We start from the raw sequence: 17,649 nt of genomic DNA, 5'->3' as shown, positions 1-17,649 counted from the left end.
CAATGGCCCTCGCCACCAAATGCCCCCATTGCAACACGATATTTCGGGTCGCTGCTGACCAGTTGAAGTTACGTGGGGGCATCGTGCGCTGTGGCACGTGCAGGGAAGTCTTTGACGGCAATGCCGCGCTGGTCGATCCAGCGGCGGCATCGCCGTTTTTAACATCCGGCCCCGGCACTGCCGCCCCCCTGTCGACCAGTTACCCGGTCGACAACAGCCTGCCGTCCGCCACGGACGACGAACCCATTTATTCCCTCGACTTCGATACCTCGTTCGACCCGTTCGGCATCTTGCCGGAAACGGCGCAGCTCAAGGACGATGCAGACGATGGCGAGCACATCGAGCTGGACCTCGACGTGGTTCTGCCCGACGAGGCGCTGGACCACGTGCCGGCCGCCGCACCGCTCGATATACCTGAAGCAACACCAGTGGAAACACCGGCAGAACTGCCCGAACCACCGTTGCCCCAGCCAATGGCGCCCTTCAAGCGCCGCCAGCTCGATGACGCGCCCGCCTTCGCCACGTATTTGCGCGATAGCCGCCGCGAACCGAATCTGGAAACTGGCGCCGCACCGGCATTGCCTGCCGCCGAAAAAGTCAGCCTGGATAAGCCCCTGCCGGCTGCGCCTGCCGCAGCCAGCCCCGCGCGCCGGGAACCCACGCTGGCCGACCCGCTGCCCGCCGCCCCGATTGCGCCGGATGCCGCCGAAGAGCAGGAGGAACCCGTCCAGCCGCCGGCCGACGACGAGCCGGCCTTTGTGACCTTGGGCCGGCGCCGCGAACAGAGCGGCAAGGCCTTGCGCGTGGCCATGGCCCTCGGCTCGGTGGTACTGCTACTATTATTATTCCTGCAAGTAATGACCACCTTCCGCAATCCGCTGGCGGCGCAATTTCCGCAGTGGAAACCGACCCTGGTAGCACTGTGCAAGCTCAGTGGCTGCCAGATCGACTTGCCGGCGCAGATCGAGGCGCTGGCCATCGAGCAAGGCGAGTTGCAAACCTTGAAGGACCAGACCTTTTCCTACGTATCGCTGCTGCGCAACCAGGGCCGCAGCGTGCAAGCCTGGCCCAGCATCGAACTGATCCTCAACGACGCCAACGACAAACCGGTCTTGCGCCGCGTAATCGCGCCGCGCGACTACCTGCCGGCCACGATCGACGTGAGCACGGGGTTTGCGCCGCGTTCGGAACAAGCCATCAAACTGTACTTTGCATTAGACCAGCTCACGGCGTCTGGCTACCATATCGCCATCTTTTACCCTTAACAGACACTATCATGACCAAAACATCGCTGATCTGCGGCTCGCTTGCCACCGACACCATCATGCAATTCCCCGGCCGCTTCGGCGAATCCCTGCTGGCCGACCAGTTGCACAAGGTAAACGTCTCCTTCCTCGTGCCCACCATGCGCACGGAGTTCGGCGGCTGCTCGGGCAACATCGCCTACAGCCTGAAAATGCTGGGCGGCGACCCGCGCATCGTCGGCGTCATGGGGCAAGATAGCGCCGCCTACCTGGAGCGTCTGCAAAAGCTGGGCATTTCCACCGCCAACATCCTGATCAAGGCCGACAGCTACAACGCGCAGTGCTTCGTCACGGCCGACGCGGACAATAACCAGATCAACGCCTTCCACCCGGGCGCCATGTCGTTTGCACATGAAAACCCGATCGCCAATGCGGGGCCGGCCAAGGTCGCCATCATTTCGCCGGATGGCGACCAGGGCATGCTCAAGCACGCCGCCGACCTGGCCGAGCTGGGCATTCCCTTCATGTTCGACCCGGGCCAGCAGTTGCCACGCTTCAACGGCGAACAGTTGATCGACTTCATCAACAAAGCCACGTATGTGTCGGCCAACGACTATGAAATGGAGATGTTGATGGAACGCACGGGCCTGACCCTGCCGGACATCGCCAGCCGCCTGGAAGCGCTGATCGTCACGCGTGGCGAAAAAGGATCGGAAATCTATACAGATGGCAAGCGCATCGACATTCCTGTCGTGGCCGCCAAGGAAGTACTGGATCCGACCGGTTGCGGCGACGCCTACCGTGCTGGCTTGCTGTTCGGCATCACCAACGACCTGGGCTGGGAAACCAGCGGCCGCCTGGCCAGCCTGCTGGGCGCCATCAAGATCGCCACCCAGGGCGCGCAAAACCACGTGTTTACGCCGGAAAGCATCGCCGACCAGTTCGAAGCGGCGTTCGGTTACCGCTATTAATATGTAGTCCGGTCGGCTTGTGCGCTAGCGCCAGGCCGACCTCCTCGTTTTACCTCAATACAATAATCATCCCCACCAGCACTTGCGCAATCTGCAGCAAGATCAACGCCACCAGCAAAGACAGGTCCAGGCTGCCGACCAGCGGCACGACCTTGCGGATCGGACGCAGCAGCGGCTCGTTCAGGGCCCGTACGAACGGCGCCAGCGGCGCATGCGGGTTGACCCAGCTGAAGATGGCTTCGATGATCAGCAAGGCCATGAAACCGTAGAGTATCCATTGCAGGAAGCGTTGCAGCGACTTGAGCAGTACCACCTCGACGGGATAGCCGGAAATAAACAGCACCGAGCTGGCCAGCAGCACGATCAGGAAGGCGCCGATCAGGCTGGCCCAGTCATACCCGCCCACGCCCGGCACCACGCGGCGCAGGGGACGCACCAGCCAGTCGGACAATTGAAACGTGAATTGCGCCACCGACGAGGGCGGCCGCACGCGCACCGCCTGCATCCAGAAGCGCAGCAGCAACACGCCGCCCAGCAAGGTGGCGATGGTATCAACGATCAATGTAAGGATAACGATCAGCACGACTAATTCTCCAAAAAAAAACCGCTGTGTGATTGAGTCACACAGCGGCGTGTTGCCTCATCCAGGCACCCGTATCGCAGGAATTACGATGGGCGGGTGCTGGTTGGGAATGGCCAGGCTGCAGCCGGTGCCAACACGGTTTTTGCTACAGGTGCGATAGGCGCCGATGGCTTGGCGACAGGAGCTGCCTTCTTCGGTGCGGCCTTTTTAGGCGCGGCCTTCTTGGCTGCTGGCTTGGCTGCCACGGCGGCTGGTGCCGCTGGAGCTGCTGCCGGCGCTGCGGCTGGTGCGGCTGCCACGACTGGCGCTGCAGCTGGCTTGGCGGCAGGTTTCGCTGCGGCTTTCGCTGCCGGCTTGGCGACTGGCTTGGCTGCAGCTTTTGCTGCTGGCTTCGCTGCTACCTTGGCTGCTGGCTTGGCTGCAGGTTTTGCTGCGACCTTGGCGGCAGGTTTCGCTGCTGCTTTGGCTGCCGGCTTGGCTGCGACTTTCGCTGCTGGCTTGGCTGCTACCTTGGCTGCTGGCTTCGCTGCCACCTTGGCCGCTGGCTTGGCTGCCGCTTTCGCTGCTGGCTTCGCTGCTACCTTGGCCGCTGGCTTGGCTGCAGCTTTTGCTGCTGGCTTCGCTACTGCCTTGGCTGCTGGCTTGGCTGCTGCTTTGGCCGCTGGCTTGGCTGCGGCTTTGGCGGCCGGCTTGGCTGCTGCCTTGGCGACGACTTTTTTCGCTGCTGGCTTGGCTGCCGCCTTGGCGGCCGGTTTCGCTGCTGCCTTGGCTGCAGGTTTCGCTGCCGCTTTTTTCACTGCTGGCTTGGCTGCTGCTTTTGCTGCTGGCTTCGCTGCTGCTTTTGCCGCTGGCTTGGCTGCTGCTTTTGCTGCAGGTTTCGCTGCGGCTTTGGCGGCCGGCTTGGCTGCTGCCTTGGCGACGACTTTTTTCGCTGCTGGCTTGGCTGCTGCCTTGGCTACAGGTTTCGCTGCAGCTTTTTTCACCGCTGGCTTGGCTGCTGCCTTGGCCGCTGGTTTTGCTGCGGCTTTTGCTGCTGGCTTGGCGGCCGGTTTGGCTGCGGCTTTTTTCGCGACTGGCTTGGCTGCTGCCTTGGCTGCAGGTTTCGCTGCCGGCTTGGCGGCCGGTTTTGCTGCTGCCTTGGCCGCTGGTTTCGCTGCGGCTTTCGCTACTGGCTTGGCAGCCACTTTTGCTGCAGGCTTGGCTGCGGCTTTGGCGACTGGTTTGGCGGCTGGTTTTGCTGCGGCTTTGGCAGCTGGTTTAGCGGCAACCGTCTTCGCTGCGGCTGCCGGCTTCTTCGCGGCAGGAGCAGCCTTGGCGGCTGGTTTCTTTACTTCTGATTTCTTAGCGGCTGTTGCCATTTGTCTCTCCTTCATCTGAGATGAGAAATTTAAGCTACAAGATTTAAACCCGTCCGACCCACCACAGGGATAGGCCAGGCGAATTATTCATCGGCACAAACGGTCGTTTGCGCTAATGAATTCGGCACCAGCTGAACTGCTGCAACTCCTCACGTTTGCAGCACTTCAGCCATCGTCGGTGCCACCCTGCTTTATCTCGCAGCTGGTGGCAAAGTCTGAATTCGGTCATTCGTTTTCGATGCCGTGCGTTTTTTCGCTCCTCGCATCGCGCTCGCCACAACACCCATCCGTCAAATAAAAAACCGCCATGCCTGAAAAAATTCGGGCACGGCGGCAGACGAAAACGGTGTGGTTTTGTGCATATCCGTGTAAATCTGTATCCCTGTTTTGCGAGGTTTTTTCGCTACCGCGCTGGTTAAAAAACCCCGCATTCTAACGCTCGCATTTGCAATCTCATAAAGTACACGAAAACCTTGTCAATGCGCAACCGGCACGACACGTTTTCGCCCGCTTTTTTGCACGTTACGCGTGCTATCGCACAATCGCGCGGCAAATGCCGCCGCCAGCGTCTCCGGAAATGATTTTTGGGGCCCGCGATGCGGCCATTCGCGGCAGCCGAAAATCCTAGTGCAAACCTCATCGCATGACGCGATGAGGCACGCATTTTTCCGCCGCCATGCAGGCGAAAAAAAAGCGCCGTCTCGATGACGGCGCTTTTGGGCGTTGACTGAAAAAGGGTTACTCCCAGTTCAGCGCACCACCGGTTTGGTACTCGGTCACGCGCGTTTCGAAGAAGTTACGTTCCTTCTTCATGTCGATCATTTCGCTCATCCACGGGAACGGATTTTCTTCCTGGGCGAACAGTGGCTCGATGCCGATCTGCTGCGCGCGGCGGTTGGCGATGAAGCGCAGGTAGCCCTTGAACATCGGCGCGTTCAGACCCAGCACGCCGCGCGGCATGGTGTCTTCCGCGTACGCGTATTCCAGTTCGACGGCTTTCATGAACAGGTCCTTGATCTCTTCGCGGAAGGCGGCCGTCCACAACTGCGGGTTTTCCATCTTGATCGTGTTGATCAAGTCGATGCCGAAATTGCAGTGCATCGATTCGTCGCGCAGGATGTACTGGTACTGCTCGGCCGCGCCCATCATCTTGTTCTGGCGGCCCAGCGCCAGGATCTGCGTGAAGCCGACGTAGAAGAACAGGCCTTCCATCAGGCAGGCAAAGACGATCAGGGATTTGAGCAGCTTCTGGTCATTTTCCACCGTGCCGGTGACAAACGCCGGGTCGGTCAGGGTGTTGATGAACGGAATCAGGAATTCATCCTTGTCGCGGATCGACTTGACTTCGTTGTAGGCGTTGAAGATCTCGCCTTCGTCCAGGCCCAGGGATTCGACGATGTACTGGTAGGCGTGCGTGTGGATCGCTTCCTCGAACGCCTGGCGCAGCAGGTACTGGCGGCATTCCGGCGCCGTGATGTGGCGGTAGGTACCCAGCACGATGTTGTTGGCGGCCAGCGAGTCGGCCGTCACGAAGAAGCCCAGGTTGCGCTTGACCAGGCGGCGCTCGTCGTCCGTCAGGCCGTTCGGGTTTTTCCACAGCTCGATATCGCGCTGCATGTTCACTTCCTGCGGCATCCAGTGGTTGGCGCAGCCGGCCAGGTATTTGTCCCACGCCCACTTGTACTTGAACGGCACCAGCTGGTTGACGTCCGTCTTGCCGTTGATGATGCGCTTGTCGTCGGCATTCACGCGGCGCGCGACTTGCTCGGCGTTCGCTTCGGACGGCTCGGCACCGGCCGGCAGGTTCAATTCGGTATTACCCAGTGGCGCTTGCTGCGCCGGACGCGGCGCAGCTGCCGACGTGGTTTCATCATCCCATGACAACGACATATTCTTCTTCCTTTCCATGCCGGCGAGCCGGCGATCCGCAACAGGCCCGTTGTATCGGACAATGCGGACATTGACAACATTGAATCAGCCCGACCGTGCCGGGCTGACAACTAAAATTTTACTGGCAGGCTTCGCATTCCTCAAAGCCATCGTCACCCGGACGCAGGTAGCAGGCTTCGCCATCGGCGTCGTCCGCTGCCGCTGCCACTACCGGCGCCACGGCCACTGCTGCTGCCGCCACGACCGCCGCCTGGGCGCTCTGCGCGCTGGCCGACATGCCGCCATCGACTGCCACGGCGTTCAGGGCGCCCGTCTTGGAGGTCGATTTCTCCATGTGGGTAGCGGCGATGGTACGCAGGTAGTAGGTGGTTTTCAGGCCACGCAGCCATGCCAGCTTGTAGGTCTCGTCCAGTTTCTTGCCCGATGCGCCAGCCATGTAGATGTTCAGCGACTGGGCCTGGTCGATCCACTTCTGGCGACGCGAAGCCGCTTCCACCAGCCAGCTTGGCGACACTTCAAAGGCGGTAGCGTAGATATCGCGCAGGTCTTGCGGGATGCGGTCGATCTTCACCAGCGAGCCGTCGAAGTACTTCAGGTCGGAGATCATGACTTCATCCCACAGGTCGCGCGCCTTCAGGTCGCGCACCAGGTAGCCGTTGATCTCGGTGAATTCGCCCGACAGGTTCGATTTCACGTACAGGTTCTGGAACGTCGGCTCGATACAGGCCGAGACGCCGATGATGTTCGAAATCGTCGCCGTCGGGGCGATCGCCACGCAGTTCGAGTTGCGCATGCCGAACTTGGCGATGCGTTCGCGCACCGGTGTCCAGTCCATGGCCGACGAGGAATCGACTTCCAGATAGCCGCCGCGCTCTTCAGCCAGCAGCTTGACCGAGTCCTGTGGCAGGATGCCGCGGTCCCACAGCGAACCGGCATACGATTCATAGCGGCCGCGCTCTTCGGCCAGTTCCGTCGACGCCAGGTAGGCGTAGTAGCAGACGGCTTCCATCGAGGTGTCGGCAAACGACACGGCGGCGTCCGAGGCGAACGGGATGCGCATCATGTGCAGGCAGTCCTGGAAGCCCATCACGCCCATGCCGACCGGACGGTGGCGCATGTTCGAATTGCGCGCCTTGTCGACGGCGTAGTAATTGATGTCGATGACGTTGTCGAGCATGCGCATGGCGGTGCGCACGGTCTTGGCCAGCTTGACGTGATCGAGCTTGCCTTCCTTCATGTGCGCCGGCATGTTCACGGAACCAAGGTTGCAGACGGCGATTTCATCGCTGCTGGTGTTCAGGGTGATTTCCGTGCACAGGTTCGAGCTGTGGACGACGCCAACGTGCGACTGCGGGCTGCGGATGTTGCAAGGGTCCTTGAACGTGATCCATGGGTGGCCCGTTTCAAACAGCATCGACAGCATCTTGCGCCACAGGTCCAGCGCGGCGATCTTCTTGAAGACGCGGATTTCGCCAGCGGCGGCCTTGGCTTCATAGCCCACGTAAGCCTGTTCAAAAGCCTTGCCGACCTTGTCGTGCAGATCTGGCGTGTCCGACGGCGAGAACAGGGTCCATTCGCCTTTTTCCATGACGCGCTTCATGAACATGTCGGGAATCCAGTTCGCCGTGTTCATGTCGTGCGTGCGGCGGCGGTCGTCGCCCGTGTTCTTGCGCAGGTCGAGGAATTCCTCGATATCCATGTGCCAGGTTTCCAGGTAGGCGCAGACGGCGCCCTTGCGCTTGCCGCCCTGGTTGACTGCCACGGCCGTGTCATTCACCACTTTCAGGAACGGCACCACGCCTTGCGACTTGCCGTTGGTGCCCTTGATGTGGGCGCCCAGGGCGCGCACTGGCGTCCAGTCGTTACCCAGGCCGCCGGCGAACTTGGCCAGCAGCGCGTTGTCCTTGATGGCGTCGTAGATGCCTTCCAGGTCATCCGAGACGGTGCTCAGGTAGCACGACGACAGCTGCGAGCGCAGGGTGCCCGAGTTGAACAGGGTCGGGGTCGAGCTCATGAAGTCGAACGAGGACAGCAGGCTGTAGAACTCGATGGCGCGCGCTTCGCGGTCCGCCTCGTTCAGCGCCAGGCCCATGGCCACGCGCATGTAGAACGCCTGCGGCATTTCGATGCGCACGTCCTGGATGTGCAGGAAGTAGCGGTCATACAGGGTTTGCAGGCCGATGTAGCCGAATTGCAAGTCGCGATCGGCCACGATAGCTTTGGCCAGGCGTTCCAGGTCGAAGCTGGCGAGTACCGGGTTCAGCAGCTCGGCGGCGATGCCCTTGGCGATGTATTGCGGGAAATACGTCAGGTATTCGGCGGCAGCGGCCGCTTGTGGCACTTCCTTGCCGAACACTTCCTTGCGCACCGTGTGCAGCAGGATGCGGGCCGTGACCTGGCTGTAGGCCGGGTCTTTTTCCATCAGCGCGCGCGCTGCCAGGATGGCCGACTTGTGCAGTTCTTCCACCGGCACGCCGTCATACAGGTTTTTCACCGTTTCAGCCAGGATGGCGTCGGCATCGACGTGCTTTTCCAGGCCGGCGCAGGCGGCATTGATCAGGTCGCGTACTTCCTGCATGTCCAGCAGGCGGCGCACGCCGTTGTCGGTCACGTTCAGTTGTGGTGCGGAAACTTGCGCGGACGCGCCTTGCGCTTCCTTCTGCAGGCGGCGCTCTTCCATGTGTTTGGCGCGGTACAGCACGTAGGCACGCGCCACGTCGTGCTCGCCCGAACGCATCAGCGACAGTTCCACCTGGTCTTGCACGTCTTCGATATGGAAGGTGCCGCCGCCCGGGTGGCGGCGCACCAGCGCAGCGACCACGCCGTCGGTCAATTGTTCCACCAGTTCGCGGATGCGTGCCGAGGCTGCGCCCTGGCCGCCGTTAACGGCCAAAAACGCCTTGGTCATGGCGATGGCGATCTTCGAAGGCTCAAATGCCACCACCGCGCCGTTGCGGCGGATGATGCGATAGTCGCCCAATGCCGCGCCCGTGCTCGCCACGCTGTTGGCCGCGCCTGGCGCTGGCGATACTGGCGTTGGATGGATGGAAATATCTTGTGGTGATTGCATTGAAGCTCCCGTTGTCAGCTAAAGTCAGCCTGCAGTTTTGCTGCCGCGTGTGTTGTTGAATAGAACGCCCGATGGTCAGGGTTTCTTCAGGTATTTGTTGCTAAATAGTAAATTAATAGTGCATAAAACAGCTCAGTATCCATCTCGCCACACCGCACTGCCCGGCTGGCGCAAAACACGATCAAGGGTGATAAACCGCCAGTTCCAGTGCTTTATCAGCAATCCGGGTAGCTTTGACAATAATTCTGAAAACGTCTGTGATGGCACTACATATAGTCTTTACATCCAACTTCTGCACTAATTGTAGTACCCATCGAAGGGCGATGCAATAGTTTTCCGGCATCCGTCGGCGTAATTTTTTGTATTTTCATATACGATTTCGGTTGACTTTTCAGGGCATGGCTGGGAAGCCCAATCCCCGCGAAGTAAGCGCTAACGCAGCTTGTCCGTTAAGGGTTTCCAGCCAGCATTCTTGATAAAAATGCCAGTCAAAAAACGGCCCCGGATCCGTCTTCCTGCCCGGCGCGATATGCTCGTGGCCGCGCACCTGGGACAGCCCGTAGCGCGCCACCAGCGCCGCCGTCAGCGCCGCCAGCACATGATATTGCCGCCGCTGGAACGGCACATCGTCCGCGCCTTCCATTTCGATACCGATGGAATAGCCATTGCACTGCGGGCGCCCTTCGAAGGCGGACGCGCCCGCATGCCAGGCACGTTGATCAGCAGAAACATATTGCAACAACGCACCATCGCGCCGCACAAAAAAGTGCGCCGACACCTGCAAGCCACGCAGGTCGGCGAAAGAAGGATCGGCATTATAATCTACCCGGCCCGTAAACAAGTCCGACACATGCGGCCCGCCAAAGCGGCCACCCGGCAAACTGATGTTATGGATCACCAGCAAATCGACTTGCGCACCGTCCGGGCGCGCATCCCAGTACGGCGAGTCATAGCGCAGCGCGCCGTCGCACCAGCCATCTTCATCTATCGTCCATGCGCTCATCAAGTAGGGCTTCCTGTATCGTCAATTTCTGCATGCGGTAACGCAACTGGCGCACGCTCAGGCCCAGCTGGCGCGCCGCCCGTGCGCGGTGGTAGCGCGCCTGCACCAGCGCCAGCATGATCATGTCGCGCTCGGCCTGGCGCAAATACACGTCCAGCGGCAAGACCTTGGCCACGCCATACGCCGCCATGCCGGGCAGACACTGTTGCCGCTCCGACACAGCCGGCATGGCCGACGCCACCCGCAAGGGCACGTTGCCCGCCGCGGAGGGCAAGGCCAGACCGTCAAGCGCGATCACGCCGCCATCGGCAAAGGCCAGCGCCCGTTCCAGTACGTTTTCCAGTTCGCGCACATTGCCGGGAAACGCATATGCGGCCAGGGCCGCCAGCACCGGCGGCGCCAGGCTCACGGACCGGTGCGGCGACAGGCGTGCGAGGATCACCTCACATAATACCTGCAGATCGCCGCGCCGTTCGCGCAGCGGCGGCAGCGCCAGCTCGATCACATTCAGGCGGTAAAACAGGTCCTGGCGAAACGTCCCGGCCGCCACGCCGCGCGTCAGGCCATGCTGGCTGGCGCACAGGATGCGCACGTCGACGGCTTCGTCAGTACTGCCGCCCAGCTTGCGCACGCGGTGCTCTTGCAGCACGCGCAACAGTTTCACCTGCATGGCCAGCGGCAGATCGTCGACTTCGTCGAGCAGCAAGCTGCCGCCGTGGGCCGCCTGGAACAAGCCCTGGCGCTCGTGCAGCGCGCCCGTATAGGCGCCCGGGCGGCAGCCGAAGAATTCCGCTTCCATCAGCGCTTCGGGAATGGCGCCGCAGTTGACGGCGATAAACGGAAAACTGGCGCGCGCGCCCTGCGCATGGATGGCGCGCGCCGCCAGTTCCTTGCCCGTGCCCGATTCGCCGCGGATGGCCACCGGCGCGCCGCAGCGGGCGATGCGGCCGATCTGCGCGCGCAGCGCCTGCATGGGCAGCGAGTTGCCGCTCAGTTGCGGCGCCGGCGGCCTGCCGTCGGCGGTCGGCGGGATGGAACGGGGGCTGGGACGGGACATGGTGAGCGCGCCTTTCTGCAATGGCGGCGACGAACCGCCTGCTGCAGATGCTACGCCGGACGGATGCCGGAGGACGTTACGATACGGATGAGCAACGCACGCGCGCCTGCGGACCGCCCCTTACAACGTGGCGTGCGCGTGGCTGCAGTAGTCGTGGCCCTTGGCCTGCACGTTTTCCGAGGCCGGGTAGTACACGCCGCAATGGGCGCAGCACAGCATCAGTTCGGCATCCGGCAACTCCTGCGGCCGCACCGGCGGCGTAAACGGATTCGGCCGCTGCTGCTGTTGCGCGCGGGCCCGCTGCTGCATGCCACGGATCTTGCTGCGGATAGCGAACAGCACCAGGAACACCAGCGCCAGCCAGAATAAAACACGTGTCATGCGAATCCTCGGTGTAAAACCACTTCCAGTACAAAACGGCTGCCGACATAGGCCAGCAGCAAGGTGGCGAAACCGGCCAGGGTAAAACTCAGGGCCGTCTTGCCGCGCCAGCCGCGGAAGCGGCGGCCTGCCAGCAGCGAGGCAAACAGCAGCCACGACAGCATGGTAAACACGGATTTGTGATCCCAGTTGAGCGCCTTGCCAAACAATTGCTCGGAAAACACAATGCCCGACAGCACGGTTAGGCTGAGCAAAATAAACCCCAGGCCGATCATGCGGAACAGCAACTTTTCCATCGTCAGCAGGGCTGGCAGCTGGTCCAGCGCGCTGCCGATGAAGCCGCGGCTTTCGCTGCGCGTGTGCAAACGCGACTCCTGCAGCGCCATCAGCACGGCGTGAAAGGCGGCAATCGTCAAGGTGCTGTAGGCGAGCACGGCCACGGCAATATGCCAGCCGAAGACGGCCGACTTGCCTTCCATGCTGACCTGGCTGCCGGGGAAGGCCCAGGCCAGGCCAATGGCGAGGACGGCGCTGGGCATGACCATGCGGCGCAGTCCGTCCAGGCTGAAATTGCGGTTTTCTATCCAGTAGGCGCCTACCGAGACCCACAGCGCGGCCGACAGCATGGCGGAAAAACCGAAGCGCAAGGTGCCCGGCGCCATCAGGTCGAACCACAGGGTGGCGGCGTGCGCCAGCCAGGCGACGCCGGTCAGGCCGGCAATGAGCCGGGCACGGGACGAGGGAAGCACCGCACACACCGCATACAACAGGGCGGCGATGAAAAAGAAATAGATCTGCATAGTTTAAGTTTACACCATAGCCGACAAGCGCGATTCAGGCGACAGCCCGGGTGACAGGCACGACGCCGCCATCCAATGCCGCAAGCCTGTCATGATATCGCGCCTGAGGCATGACGGGGTGACGCACCCTCAAGATTTCGGCAATCTTTCCTGCGGCACACTGTCGCCGCGCTGCGGGTATGTTGCCATCCTGATTAGCCAGTCCTATAATTATGTCCACAAAGCAATATTTATCCACCCTGACGCCACCGCCCCTCGCCATGTCTTTTCTAAAATTGTCCTGGACCTGTCTCTTGCTGGCCGCCTGTACTATATTAGGCGGCTGCATGAAAGATGCACCTTCCCAATCCACGTACGAGGAATACTTCCGCACGTCCATCCAAAGCTATGACCTGTACAAACAGTACTTCGACATCGCGACGCTGGAAAAGCTGAATGGCTGGAAAGAGAACGAACAGTACGAAATCAAGGGCTCAGCCGTGCTGCGCGCCAAGGTGGGCTACCTGGAATTGCTGGCCGACGTGGCCGACAGGCTCGAAACAGAGGCGAAGACGGATGGCTCCGTGGGCATGACCATGGGCCTGGGCCTGATGGCGCGCGGCATGGGCGGTGAAAACAAGGTTTTCCGCGAATTCTGGGCGCAGCAGCAGGAAAAGAAGGCGATCCCCGCGCCGCTGCTGGCGCGTCAGGCGGCGATGACGGCCGAACGTTTCGAGAACCTGATGCAATGGTCGGACCAGATCGTGCAAGACAATTACGGCGCCATCATCAGCCGCCAGCTCAAGAAAGGCGACGAGCTGACCCGCATCTACACGCTGAGCTTCCGCCAGACGGAGAAAGGCTGGATGGGTTTTAACGCCCGCTAAGGCCACCCCGCCACAAGCTCCGCACCAGCACTGGCGCGGAGGTTTTTTTCATGGTTTCCTGATTTACTTCACATTCAGGCTCTTTTTCGCCTGCTCCAGCAAGTCCGTCTTGACCCAGTCCTTGGCCACGGGCGGCTTCGTCATGCGGCCCACGCCCGTTTTTACCATCACGTCCGTCGTGATCTGGATGTGTTCGGGCGAGATGTCATACGAATACGGCGAATTGCTGATCGCATCGTCGAAGTCATCCTTCGTGATCTGGCCACGGAACACCACTTCGCGCACATACTTTTCCGCCGTCGCCTTGTTGTCGATAAAGGTCTTGGTGGCTTCGACGAAGCGGCGCATGAATTTTTCCGCCACGGGACGGCGTTCCTTGTAAAACTTTTCCGTCATCACCATGGTGCGCACGGGTTCGCCGATCGGCGTGTCGTACGGTTTGATGACTTCGGTGCCGAAACCCTTGTTGATCGCCTGCGACGATTGCGGCTCCGACTGCATCATGGCGTCGATATTCTTGCCCATCAGCGCCTGGTTCAAGTCGGCGTAAGCCAGGAACACCAGTTGCACATCCTTGCCCTTGGTTTCGGAATACGTCAGGCCCGCCTGCGCCAGCTCGGCCAACAGCAGCACTTCCTGGATGCCGCCGCGCGTCACGCCCACGCGCTTGCCCTTGAGTTCCTTGACGCTGGCGATCTTTTGCCCGGCGCCCGCCACCAGGCGCGCGCCGCCCTTGGCAAAGCCTGCCACCACATAGATGGGTGCGCCGCCGGCACGGCCGGAAATGGCCGCTTCGGAGGCCGTCGCCCCCACGTCCAACTCGCCCGCGATAATCGCCTGCATCACGTCGAGGCCCTTGGCGAAGACATGCTCTTCGACCTTGATGCCGCACTTGGGCGCGATTTCCTTGATGTACGACACGGCGCCGTAATGGGCGAACTTCAAATTGCCCAGGCGCACGACTTCCTGCGCCTGAGCCTGGCCAGCGCCCATGCCGAAGGCCAGCATGAGGGCGGCGGCAATACCAGTCTTCAAAGTTGATTTTTTCTGCATCGGGTTCTCCTGTGGTGGTTGGTGTGTGCCCGCAAGGGCATAAAACACGGCGCTTTTATTATGAGGAGATAGTACCGTGTGTTGGAGCCAGGGCAACATTTTTTTTGCCGGCAGCCACGCTGCCGGCATTGTCACTACTGCCCCGCCAGCGCCACCACCGGATCGAGCCCCGACGCCTTGCGCGCCGGCATGAAGCCAAACACCAGCCCCGTCACCACGGCGCAGGCAAAGGCGCCGCCGACGGCGCTCAGCGAAAAGATCACCGGCACGTCCCATACCAGCAGCAAGCCGGCCACCGTCACGCCGACCACGATGCCGGCCACGCCGCCCACCACCGACACCAGCACGGCTTCGGTGAGGAACTGGCGCAGGATGTCGCGCCGGCGCGCGCCCGTCGCCATGCGGATACCGATTTCGCGCGTGCGCTCGCGCACCGTCATCAGCATCACGTTCATGACGCCGATGCCGCCCACCACCAGGGAGACTGCGGCGATCAGGCTGAGCATCACGGTCATGTTGTCCTGCGTCTTCGCTTCGGCGGCAATCGACGCGGCCGCGTTGCTGATGCCGTAGTCGCGGATGCGGTGGCGCTCGAACATGGTGGCGTCGACCGCCGCCTCCACCTCCGTCACGCGCTTGACGTCGGCCACCGCCATCACCGTGTACGTCGGCTCGCGCTGGCCGAAGACGCGGATGCCGGCCGTGGAAAACGGCAGCAGCAGCACGTCGTCTTCATCCTTTTCGCCCGTCAGCGCGCCCTTCGCACTCATCACGCCGATCACCTGGAACGGCACATTGCCGATCAGGATGCTCTGCCCCACGGGATTGGCCACGTCGGGCATCAGCTTTTCCGCCAGGTGCGCGCCCAGCACAGCCACGGTGGCCATCTCGCGCTCGTCCTCCTCGGTAAAGAAGCCGCCCTTGGCCACCGGCCAGGTCTGGATCTGCGGCAGGGCCGGCCCCGTGCCCCGCACATAGGTCTGCACATCGAGGTTACCATGGCGTATCACCTTGTTGCCCGTGACATTCGGCAGCACGTGGGTGATGCCCGGCACGTCCTTGAGCGCATCGAGGTCGGCCAGGGTGATGCTGCGCCCGGGGATGCGCGAGCTTTCGCCGCGCGATGCCATGTACAGCAGATTCGAGCCGAACGCGCCCAGCTGCGCCATCACCTGCTGGCGCGTGCCCAGGCCGATGGCCAGCATGACGATCACGGAAGCGACGCCGATGACGATGCCGAGCAGGGTCAGGCCCGTGCGGAAGCGGTTGATCCACAGCACGCGCCAGGCGGCGCGCGCCGCGTCGAGCAATTCCGTGCCCAGCGACGCGCCCGTATCGTGGGCGGCGCGCGACATGTCCAGCGGCGGCAGGGCCGTCGACGTGGACGGAATGGCAACGGCGCCCGAATCTTCGACGATTTCGCCATCGCTGATCTCGATCACGCGGCGCGCCTGGGCCGCCACCTTGCGGTCATGCGTAATCAGGATGATGGTGTGGCCCGCGTCGGCCAATTCGCCCAGCAGGGCCATGACTTCGGCGCCGCTGCTGCTGTCGAGCGCCCCCGTCGGTTCATCGGCGAGGATGATGCGCCCCCCGTTCATCAGGGCGCGGGCGATCGACACGCGCTGCTGCTGCCCGCCGGACAACTGGTTTGGCCGGTGATCGAGCCGCTCGCCGAGGCCCAGGCGCTTGAGCAGCGCTTCCGAGCGGGCGTGGCGGGCGGCTGCCGGCATGCCCGCGTACAGGGCCGGCACTTCCACGTTTTCGCGCGCCGATTCGGTGGCGATCAAGTGATAGCCCTGGAAGACGAAGCCGAACGCTTCGCGCCGCAGCCACGCCAGTTCATCGGGATTCAGGCTGGCCACGTCCTGGCCGGCGAAGCGGTAGGTGCCGTCGCTGGGCCGGTCCAGGCATCCCAGCAAATGCATCAGGGTCGATTTGCCGGAACCGGACGCGCCGACGATGGCGACGAATTCGCCGGCACCGATCGACAAGGTCAGGCCGCGCAGCACTTCCACGGCCGGCGCGCCGTCATGGCCACCGTAGCGCTTGCGGATGCCCTGCAGTTCAATCAGGGGAACCGGCTGGCCAGGTTCCCCTGGCTGCCCCAGCGACCTGGCCTCGCTCATGGCGCTCACAGCTGGAACCTGCTGCTGCCGCTGCCGGCCGGCTGCTCGCCCGTGACCAGCAATTCGCCTTCGCGCAAGCCTTGCAGCACTTCCGCACTGAGGCGGTTGCGCACGCCCACGGTGACGGTGCGCGTATCGACCTTGCCGTCCGCATCCATCACGCGGGCCGTAAACTGCCCCGGCTTGGCTCCCTCTTCCTTCGATGGTTTCAGGGCCGGCAAGGGCACGGCCAGCACATTGTTCGCCGCGGCCGTGACAAACACCACTTGCGCCGTCATCTGCGGCATCAGCTCGCCGTCCGCGTTATCCACGTCGAACAGCACTGTATACAAGATCACCTTGCTGGTCGACGGCGCCAGGGCCGTGCCGGCGGCGGAACCACCGGGTACGGGCGGGGCCGGCAGCACTTGCCGCACCTTGCCGCTCCAGCGCCGCTGGTCGCCGCCCAGGGTGGTGAAATACACGGGCATGTCCGGACGCACGCGGCGCACGTCCGCTTCCGACACTTCCGTCCACACGGTCATGGCCGACAGGTCGGCGATGCGCAGGATGTTCGGCGTCTGGTAGGTGGCGTTCAGGGTTTGTCCTTCCTTCGCGTCCAGGCCCACCACCTTGCCCGCCATGGGCGCATAGATGCGCGTATAGCCGAGGCGCGCCTCGTCCGCCTTCAGGCTGGCCTGGGTCTGGTCGATCTGCGCCTTCAGGTGGTCGATCTTGGCGCCGGCCGAGGCCAGCGTGGCTTCGGCCGTTTCCAGGTCGGCCAGCGGCGTGGAATCGAACTTGGCCATCTGTTTCTGCCGCACGTGCTGCTGGCCCGCCAGGCGGTGCTGCGCCTGCTGGTCGGCCAGCTGCGCGCGCAAGCCCGCCAGGGCAGCGCGGCCCGCATCGACCGTGGCTTGCTGCACGCTGGGGTCGATTTCGGCCAGCAACTGGCCTTTTTCCACGGCGCTGCCCGGCTGCACGTGCAGGCGCGTGATCTGGCCCGACACCTGCGCGCCCACGTCGACATAGGTTTGCGGCTGCAGGGTGCCGATGGCCGTGACGCTGGCTTCGATATTGCCGCGCTTGACGGGGGCCGTGTCGAACACGGTTGCCGGGCCGCGCGTGACCCACAATGCGCCGGCGCCGAACAGCGCCAGCAAGACCACGCCGCCCAGGATACGGGCACGGCGGGAAGGCAGGCGGGCCGCCATCAGGCTGCCGCCTTGGATGCAGTCAAAACGAAATTACAAACGTCAAACGGT

14 protein-coding genes are annotated in these 17,649 nt (G+C 62.5%); 4 read left to right on the top strand and 10 right to left on the bottom strand.

Annotated features, from left to right (window positions below; all coding sequences use genetic code 11):
• The first annotated feature begins 2 nt into the window (after window positions 1-2).
• Together O3301_RS21390 and O3301_RS21385 are read left to right on the top strand one after the other, a co-directional pair.
• Window positions 3-1,265 (top strand): DUF3426 domain-containing protein, encoded by a 1,263-nt coding sequence (locus tag O3301_RS21390; protein WP_305057434.1) that lies wholly within the window; start codon window positions 3-5, stop codon window positions 1,263-1,265.
• Between the two features lie 11 nt (window positions 1,266-1,276).
• Window positions 1,277-2,215 carry a carbohydrate kinase family protein gene (locus O3301_RS21385; protein WP_099666521.1) on the top strand — a complete coding sequence of 313 codons (939 nt, stop codon included), beginning with the start codon at window positions 1,277-1,279 and terminating at the stop codon, window positions 2,213-2,215.
• Window positions 2,216-2,264: 49 nt separating this feature from the next.
• Here the strand turns inward: O3301_RS21385 and O3301_RS21380 are convergent, their stop codons facing one another.
• A complete protein-coding gene (locus O3301_RS21380) occupies window positions 2,265-2,798 on the bottom strand; it encodes a YggT family protein (protein WP_251350272.1) in 534 nt (177 codons plus the stop codon).
• A gap of 253 nt (window positions 2,799-3,051) precedes the next feature.
• Between O3301_RS21380 and O3301_RS21375 the strand changes: the two genes are divergently transcribed.
• Window positions 3,052-4,059 (top strand): hypothetical protein, encoded by a 1,008-nt coding sequence (locus O3301_RS21375; RefSeq protein WP_305057433.1) that lies wholly within the window; start codon window positions 3,052-3,054, stop codon window positions 4,057-4,059.
• 835 nt (window positions 4,060-4,894) lie between these two features.
• On the opposite strand, the gene O3301_RS21370 is transcribed toward O3301_RS21375, so the two are convergent.
• From O3301_RS21370 to O3301_RS21345, 6 genes are all read right to left on the bottom strand, one after another.
• Complete coding sequence (locus tag O3301_RS21370; protein ID WP_071322017.1) at window positions 4,895-6,046, bottom strand: ribonucleotide-diphosphate reductase subunit beta; 1,152 nt, start codon at window positions 6,044-6,046, stop codon at window positions 4,895-4,897.
• A 118-nt stretch (window positions 6,047-6,164) separates the two neighbouring features.
• Window positions 6,165-9,116, bottom strand: a complete 2,952-nt coding sequence (locus tag O3301_RS21365) for a ribonucleoside-diphosphate reductase subunit alpha (RefSeq protein ID WP_289900290.1) — start codon at window positions 9,114-9,116, stop codon at window positions 6,165-6,167.
• A gap of 391 nt (window positions 9,117-9,507) precedes the next feature.
• Entirely contained in the window at window positions 9,508-10,119 is a 612-nt protein-coding gene (ampD, locus tag O3301_RS21360) for a 1,6-anhydro-N-acetylmuramyl-L-alanine amidase AmpD (RefSeq protein ID WP_289903502.1), read from the bottom strand.
• Window positions 10,097-11,176 carry a sigma-54 dependent transcriptional regulator gene (locus O3301_RS21355; RefSeq protein ID WP_354670188.1) on the bottom strand — a complete coding sequence of 360 codons (1,080 nt, stop codon included), beginning with the start codon at window positions 11,174-11,176 and terminating at the stop codon, window positions 10,097-10,099. Before O3301_RS21355 ends, ampD begins: the two co-directional genes overlap by 23 nt.
• A gap of 120 nt (window positions 11,177-11,296) precedes the next feature.
• Window positions 11,297-11,557 carry a PP0621 family protein gene (locus O3301_RS21350; RefSeq protein ID WP_077408507.1) on the bottom strand — a complete coding sequence of 87 codons (261 nt, stop codon included), beginning with the start codon at window positions 11,555-11,557 and terminating at the stop codon, window positions 11,297-11,299.
• Window positions 11,554-12,357 (bottom strand): inner membrane protein YpjD, encoded by an 804-nt coding sequence (locus tag O3301_RS21345; RefSeq protein WP_077408508.1) that lies wholly within the window; start codon window positions 12,355-12,357, stop codon window positions 11,554-11,556. Before O3301_RS21345 ends, O3301_RS21350 begins: the two co-directional genes overlap by 4 nt.
• A gap of 326 nt (window positions 12,358-12,683) precedes the next feature.
• Between O3301_RS21345 and O3301_RS21340 the strand changes: the two genes are divergently transcribed.
• Entirely contained in the window at window positions 12,684-13,223 is a 540-nt protein-coding gene (locus O3301_RS21340; RefSeq protein ID WP_077408509.1) for a hypothetical protein, read from the top strand.
• Between the two features lie 63 nt (window positions 13,224-13,286).
• Here O3301_RS21340 and O3301_RS21335 read toward each other — a convergent pair whose 3' ends face one another.
• The 3 genes from O3301_RS21335 to O3301_RS21325 all read right to left on the bottom strand — a co-directional run bounded on the left by O3301_RS21335 (window position 13,287) and on the right by O3301_RS21325 (window position 17,598).
• Window positions 13,287-14,276 carry an ABC transporter substrate-binding protein gene (locus tag O3301_RS21335; RefSeq protein WP_369812219.1) on the bottom strand — a complete coding sequence of 330 codons (990 nt, stop codon included), beginning with the start codon at window positions 14,274-14,276 and terminating at the stop codon, window positions 13,287-13,289.
• Between the two features lie 134 nt (window positions 14,277-14,410).
• Entirely contained in the window at window positions 14,411-16,405 is a 1,995-nt protein-coding gene (locus tag O3301_RS21330) for a MacB family efflux pump subunit (RefSeq protein ID WP_305057432.1), read from the bottom strand.
• Window positions 16,406-16,410: 5 nt separating this feature from the next.
• Window positions 16,411-17,598, bottom strand: a complete 1,188-nt coding sequence (locus O3301_RS21325; protein WP_289917309.1) for an efflux RND transporter periplasmic adaptor subunit — start codon at window positions 17,596-17,598, stop codon at window positions 16,411-16,413.
• Window positions 17,599-17,649 lie beyond the last annotated feature (51 nt).

It is taken from the genome of Janthinobacterium sp. SUN211 (assembly GCF_030587315.1).
GTDB lineage: Bacteria > Pseudomonadota > Gammaproteobacteria > Burkholderiales > Burkholderiaceae_D > Janthinobacterium > Janthinobacterium kumbetense.
The sequence above is the reverse complement of the archived record's forward strand: the minus strand, read 5'-3'. Positions and strand labels throughout refer to the sequence as shown.

What these genes read in the sequence shown, in the direction of transcription:
- O3301_RS21390 (WP_305057434.1), top strand. Translation starts at nt 3, where the DNA reads ATGGCCCTCGCCACCAAATGCCCCCATTGCAACACGATATTTCGGGTC.
- O3301_RS21385 (WP_099666521.1), top strand. Translation starts at nt 1,277, where the DNA reads ATGACCAAAACATCGCTGATCTGCGGCTCGCTTGCCACCGACACCATC.
- O3301_RS21370 (WP_071322017.1), bottom strand. Translation starts at nt 6,046, where the DNA reads ATGTCGTTGTCATGGGATGATGAAACCACGTCGGCAGCTGCGCCGCGT.
- O3301_RS21365 (WP_289900290.1), bottom strand. Translation starts at nt 9,116, where the DNA reads ATGCAATCACCACAAGATATTTCCATCCATCCAACGCCAGTATCGCCA.
- ampD (WP_289903502.1), bottom strand. Translation starts at nt 10,119, where the DNA reads ATGAGCGCATGGACGATAGATGAAGATGGCTGGTGCGACGGCGCGCTG.
- O3301_RS21355 (WP_354670188.1), bottom strand. Translation starts at nt 11,176, where the DNA reads ATGTCCCGTCCCAGCCCCCGTTCCATCCCGCCGACCGCCGACGGCAGG.
- O3301_RS21350 (WP_077408507.1), bottom strand. Translation starts at nt 11,557, where the DNA reads ATGACACGTGTTTTATTCTGGCTGGCGCTGGTGTTCCTGGTGCTGTTC.
- O3301_RS21345 (WP_077408508.1), bottom strand. Translation starts at nt 12,357, where the DNA reads ATGCAGATCTATTTCTTTTTCATCGCCGCCCTGTTGTATGCGGTGTGT.
- O3301_RS21340 (WP_077408509.1), top strand. Translation starts at nt 12,684, where the DNA reads ATGAAAGATGCACCTTCCCAATCCACGTACGAGGAATACTTCCGCACG.
- O3301_RS21335 (WP_369812219.1), bottom strand. Translation starts at nt 14,276, where the DNA reads ATGCAGAAAAAATCAACTTTGAAGACTGGTATTGCCGCCGCCCTCATG.
- O3301_RS21330 (WP_305057432.1), bottom strand. Translation starts at nt 16,405, where the DNA reads ATGAGCGAGGCCAGGTCGCTGGGGCAGCCAGGGGAACCTGGCCAGCCG.
- O3301_RS21325 (WP_289917309.1), bottom strand. Translation starts at nt 17,598, where the DNA reads ATGGCGGCCCGCCTGCCTTCCCGCCGTGCCCGTATCCTGGGCGGCGTG.